This window comes from Xenorhabdus bovienii (assembly GCF_024721015.1).
Classification (GTDB): domain Bacteria; phylum Pseudomonadota; class Gammaproteobacteria; order Enterobacterales; family Enterobacteriaceae; genus Xenorhabdus; species Xenorhabdus bovienii.
In genome coordinates, this window is the sequence record NZ_JANAIF010000129.1 from 1 (window position 1) to 4,911 (window position 4,911).

At 42.8% G+C, this 4,911-nt stretch carries 9 protein-coding genes; 7 read left to right on the forward strand and 2 right to left on the reverse strand.

The genetic code is table 11. The features are described 5' to 3' along the window. The first annotated feature begins 48 nt into the window (after nucleotides 1–48). Complete coding sequence (locus NXS07_RS18550) at nucleotides 49–480, forward strand: zinc-finger-containing protein (RefSeq protein WP_258087372.1); 432 nt, start codon at nucleotides 49–51, stop codon at nucleotides 478–480. Further along, a complete protein-coding gene (locus tag NXS07_RS18555) occupies nucleotides 477–1,262 on the forward strand; it encodes a DNA cytosine methyltransferase (protein ID WP_258087373.1) in 786 nt (261 codons plus the stop codon). Before NXS07_RS18550 ends, NXS07_RS18555 begins: the two co-directional genes overlap by 4 nt. 64 nt (nucleotides 1,263–1,326) lie before the next feature. Here NXS07_RS18555 and NXS07_RS18560 read toward each other — a convergent pair whose 3' ends face one another. Continuing rightward, on the reverse strand, nucleotides 1,327–1,599 hold the full coding sequence (locus tag NXS07_RS18560; protein WP_038202613.1) for a hypothetical protein: 273 nt from the start codon (nucleotides 1,597–1,599) through the stop codon (nucleotides 1,327–1,329). A gap of 114 nt (nucleotides 1,600–1,713) precedes the next feature. On the opposite strand from NXS07_RS18560, the gene NXS07_RS18565 reads away from it, so the two are divergent. From NXS07_RS18565 to NXS07_RS18585, 5 genes are all read left to right on the forward strand, one after another. Then, the gene (locus NXS07_RS18565) at nucleotides 1,714–1,998 is read left to right on the forward strand and encodes a hypothetical protein (RefSeq protein WP_258087374.1); all 285 of its coding nucleotides are present in this window, start codon (nucleotides 1,714–1,716) and stop codon (nucleotides 1,996–1,998) included. A 172-nt stretch (nucleotides 1,999–2,170) separates the two neighbouring features. Continuing rightward, nucleotides 2,171–2,707 (forward strand): phage N-6-adenine-methyltransferase, encoded by a 537-nt coding sequence (locus NXS07_RS18570; RefSeq protein ID WP_258087375.1) that lies wholly within the window; start codon nucleotides 2,171–2,173, stop codon nucleotides 2,705–2,707. After that, nucleotides 2,704–2,979, forward strand: a complete 276-nt coding sequence (locus NXS07_RS18575; RefSeq protein WP_038215045.1) for a DUF5405 family protein — start codon at nucleotides 2,704–2,706, stop codon at nucleotides 2,977–2,979. The genes NXS07_RS18570 and NXS07_RS18575 overlap by 4 nt, the downstream gene beginning before the upstream one ends. 84 nt (nucleotides 2,980–3,063) lie before the next feature. Continuing rightward, nucleotides 3,064–3,282, forward strand: a complete 219-nt coding sequence (locus tag NXS07_RS18580) for a hypothetical protein (protein ID WP_155272339.1) — start codon at nucleotides 3,064–3,066, stop codon at nucleotides 3,280–3,282. After that, entirely contained in the window at nucleotides 3,275–3,508 is a 234-nt protein-coding gene (locus tag NXS07_RS18585) for a helix-turn-helix domain-containing protein (protein ID WP_258087376.1), read from the forward strand. Before NXS07_RS18580 ends, NXS07_RS18585 begins: the two co-directional genes overlap by 8 nt. Here the strand turns inward: NXS07_RS18585 and NXS07_RS18590 are convergent. After that, nucleotides 3,484–4,665, reverse strand: a complete 1,182-nt coding sequence (locus NXS07_RS18590; RefSeq protein ID WP_258087377.1) for a tyrosine-type recombinase/integrase — start codon at nucleotides 4,663–4,665, stop codon at nucleotides 3,484–3,486. The two genes, NXS07_RS18585 and NXS07_RS18590, sit on opposite strands and share 25 nt — an antisense overlap. Nucleotides 4,666–4,911: the final 246 nt, after the last annotated feature.

Here is a 4,911-nt window from a genome sequence, read left to right on the forward strand (position 1 = left end):
TATCTTTCCTATCTACTCAGGAAACAATAATGACTGGGAGGACACAACATGCAGTTCACCCCATGGAACCCCAATCCCAGAGCAATTGCAAGAGTCAATGACCCGCTCCCCGTTCCCACTCAATGCCGACATTGCCGCAGTCACGTAAAGATAGCCCATCACACGGAGGTGCTTGGGAAGACCCGGCATGACGACAAATGGCCGTGGCTCTATGTCTGCTGGTCATGCGATGCGCGCGTGGGAATGCATCCAGAAACCAATATACCACTGGGATATCTGGCTGATGAACCGACACGGATGGCGAGGCGGAATGGCAAACAGGAATTTGAGGAGATGCGAAAGAGAGGGAATTTTGAACGCACGGAGGCGTACAGATGGCTGGCATGGAGGCTGGGAATTAGTTTCAGGAAATGTCATTTCGGTTGGTTCAGTGCCGAAGTGTGTGAGAAGGCAGCGAATATATGCAGGGAGTTTAAATGACGGCCTATTACAACGAGATAGACCCCTACGCGGCGCAATGGCTGAGGAATTTAATTGCAGCCGGTCATATAGCACCGGGTGATGTTGATGAACGATCAATAGAGGATGTTAAACCTGATGACCTACGAAATTACACCCAATGCCACTTTTTCGCCGGAATTGGCGTCTGGAGTTATGCACTCAGAAATGCTGGATGGTCTGATGATAAGCCAGTCTGGACAGGAAGCTGTCCGTGCCAGCCTTTCAGCGCGGCAGGCAAAGGAGCTGGGTTTACTGACGAGCGGCACTTATGGCCACATTTCCACTACCTCATCGAACAGTGCAGACCTCGCGTTGTGTTTGGTGAGCAGGTTGCAAGCAAGGACGGGCTTACTTGGTTCGACCTTGTACAAACTGACCTGGAAGGAACGGGTTACACCTCAGCAGCGGTCGATATCTGCGCTGCGGGCATCGGTGCTCCGCACATCAGGCAGCGACTCTATTGGGTGGGTCACGCCAACAACCCGATCCCACAAGGACTGCGGAAACATTGGGAAATCGTTCATCAGGAAGGATGGCAAGATTCGAAACGACACGCTCTATCGTCAGATGTGGCTACACACGTTTGGAATGAATGGGAACCCAACCAGGGAGCAGATGAGAAAATTAGAATCATACCAGCCAATTATGGCAAGGCAATTGATGGGATTACCAACAGAATGGGACGCCTCCGCGCCTACGGAAATGCCATCGTCGCACCGGTTGCGGAAGAATTTATAAAAGCTTATATGCAGGGGGTTTAAATAACAGTCGAATATGCAGTAGCAATCCATAATTCCACTATAAATTGCTACTTATTGACAAGTATCAAGTATGTCCACCCACTTGGCGAACATTAACTATTTCACCCTCTATTGTAAATAAAACTCTGTGATCCTTACTAAGTCTGATGGTGTATTGTTCTATACCACTCGATGTACCGCCCAACATTTTAAAATTACAGCCACCTACATCCTCTGCAGCGTCACGTGGGTGTCTATTACTTGCTGTTATAGTTCTCACCCATTCTTCATATTTACGTTCGGCCGCAGGTGGTATTTGTTTCCATGTAGCACGACTGTCGTCAACTTCCCATGCCATATATCACCTCTATTTTTAGATGGTAGTTTGTAAATACTAATTCGAATGCGTTTTTTTTAAACTATCAAATTTTGTATGCATACCGTACTAGAGTAATAAACAGGAGAACCAAAAATGAGCAAAGATGTGATTGAGAAAATAAACACAACATTGGAATCAGCCGAGGAATTCAAATCGGAAGGTGTCAGTACAATAATATTAGATTTAGATGTCTATATTACAATATTAAAACGTCTGGCCAAATATGAAAATATGGAGCCAGTGGCGTGGCAATTTGAATGGCTGGATGTACCTGCTGGTCATTGGCGATTTAATATCTCTGAGTATAAATCAGACATCGATTCCATAAAATATAGAGTTAGAAATATTATCCCCCTCTACCGCCACCCCAACAAATAGAGAACCCTCATGGATATTATCGACACAGCTAACGATACCGTTGAGTTGACGGTATCTCATGCGCTCCAGAACCGGCAGCCACCATTAACCAGCATCAACGGGATGTGCCGATGGTGTGAGACTGAGCCAGCAACGTACGGTGCATTCTGTAGTCGGGAGTGCGGGGAGGATTATGAGCGACTTCGGAAGAAGTAACACCCCAAAAGAACTGAAAGACCTCTGGCAAACTCCACTCCCGTTATTTCTGGCACTCAATTTAGAATTTAAATTTTATTTAGATGCCGCTGCCGATGCTCAAAATACCCTGTGCGCCCACTATCTCACGGAACGAGATAACGCATTGGAATGTGATTGGGTTAGCTACGGCTCTATATTCTGTAATCCACCCTATTCCAAAATTACGCCGTGGATAAAGAAAGCAGCTATCGAATGTAGGAAGCAATGCCAGTCTATTGTGATGCTCGTCCCCAATGATACCTCAGTAGGCTGGTTTGATTTGGCATATAAAACAGTGGATGAGGTCAGGTTAATAATGGGTGGCAGGATTCAATTTGTTCCAGCAGGAGTGAGAGAAAAGAATGGCAGCAATCCGAAAGGCTCCATGCTTTTAATTTGGCGGCCGTTTATTACCCCACGTAAAACAATAACCACGATAGATAAAGAATATCTATTCGATATCGGCAATGAACAATTGAGGGAAATAGCATGAGTTTAAAAATTGATTTAGGTAAATACGTTATTACATCCAATGGTCGGTCATTCATTTTAAACACCAAGACAATATTAAAGTCGGGTGAAAATATAGGTCAGGAAAATTTATCTCCACTTGGTTATTATCCTCATCTACATCAAATGCATCGTGACCTGTTCAGGTTGAAAATTAATGACGATGATATTGCGGAAATAAAACAGCTCGGTGAAAAAATAGACTCAATCGCCAAAGAATTGGCAGAGAAGCTGAACACCATCACCAATGACTAACGAATTCGAGAACGGAAAGAGTGTCGGTTGACTGCTTATCGTCAACCGTTTTACAAATTAAAGCGAATTTGTCAACCGAGCATCATGAATACACAGAACGAATTCGAGAACGGAAGACGGCAGGTGGCAAGGGAGCGCCTGAAAGAACTCAACAATCTACCCCAATATGACGACAAGAAAGTCACTGAAATTCTCGATAAGTACACGCCCAAATTCAAACCACTCAATCACATGAGGTTCAGTGCTAAATCAGTGCTGGGATATTATGTGCGGATTATTCGGAAGGAGATCAAAAATGGATAAGCCCGTTAACAGGATCTTAATTAATAGAGAAGGAATTCAAGACATGCTAGGTGGTATATCTAGAACCACTTTCTACCGCAAGCGAGAAGAATGGAAGAGTCAAGGAACCCCATTCCCCGAACCGGATAGTGATTACCACCCAATACAAGGCGGCGCACTGTATAAATACGATGAAGTAATGAGATTTTTTGAATCTAAAGGTTACTTAACACAAGACAATATGTGATTAGCCCATAGCTCAAGAGCCTCTATTTGCTCTTTGATGTATTCATGCTGATCATAAACAGCAAGCACACCACCGAGTTTATGTCCAAGGACTTTTTCGGACACATGAGGCAGGACGCCCAGCTCACTCATTTTGGTTTTTACTGTGCGCCTTAAATCATGCATACCCCAATCATCAATTTCCATCACCTCACGAACCTGGCTAACCATATTTAGGAGAACGCTAGCCGCCATTGGTCTGTCTTCTCTTATGGATGCGGGAGGAAACACCTGTTCAAGATCAGGGTATAGAAAAAATGACTCTTTCAGAATTTTTATCGCTAAGTTAGAGAGACCTCTATTAAAACCGTCTCTTGTTTTAGAACTTTGATCAGGAACCGACCAAATTTTATGCTCTAAATCAAATTCTTTTTTCTTTGCTAACCTCAGCTCAACACCGCGGCATCCTGTCAGTAATACAAGCTTAATGAACAATTTGCTTTGCTTGGTCATATTGGTTTTATCAACCGCTTTCCAAAACAATTCTATCTCTTTATCGCTAAAATATCTTTTCCCTGCTTTTACACGCTTACCAACATCCTCTGATTTGAGTTCTGATAAGGGGTTGTTGTTTAACTTTCCTATACGAATGCAATAAGAAAAAATTTGCCTCATTCGAGACAGCATCATTGTGGCTAAAGTTGAAGCATCATTATCTCGCATTATTTTGAAGACAGGATGCCAGTGCGACACTGTCATGTCGTCAACAATCATTTTACCGACATGATCAGTAACGTGCCGTTTGATTGCCCTCTGCCAAAACTTCAACTTAACCAATTTTTGAGCATTTGGGCTATTCACCCATTCATTGACGCAATCTGAAACAGTTAGTTTTGTGCCATACTCTTCTAACCGCATTTCCTTTTCAATAATTGGATCTTTCCCCTCACTCAACAATTTTCTTGCTTCTTGAGATTGGGCTCTAGCATCCTTTAATGAAATAACTCCATATTCTCCAAGCGTTAACCTTCTTGGTTTTCCGTTAAATCGATAACGATATTGAAAAACAATCATTCCTTTTGGGGTAACTCGGATAGACAGACCTTGTCCATCTGGTATTTCGACAAGACTCTCTCTTTTGACGTTATGTAGCTTTCTCAGTTTTGTATCAGTCAGCATGTGTACATCCTTAAATTATGTACACAGTTATGTACACAATTTTTGTGGCACGAACCCGAACAGGATGAAACGGAGTGAAACATACAAGGTCAAAAAATTCAATAGTTATATGCGGTTACATGGGTTAACTGGAACAGATTGAAACGGGATGAAACTGCTATAATGGCTTACACGAAAGATCACTTGTATGAAATCAAATTCGTTTATTTTCAGTATGTTATTAGCAATCTCTTACTTCACTCTGTA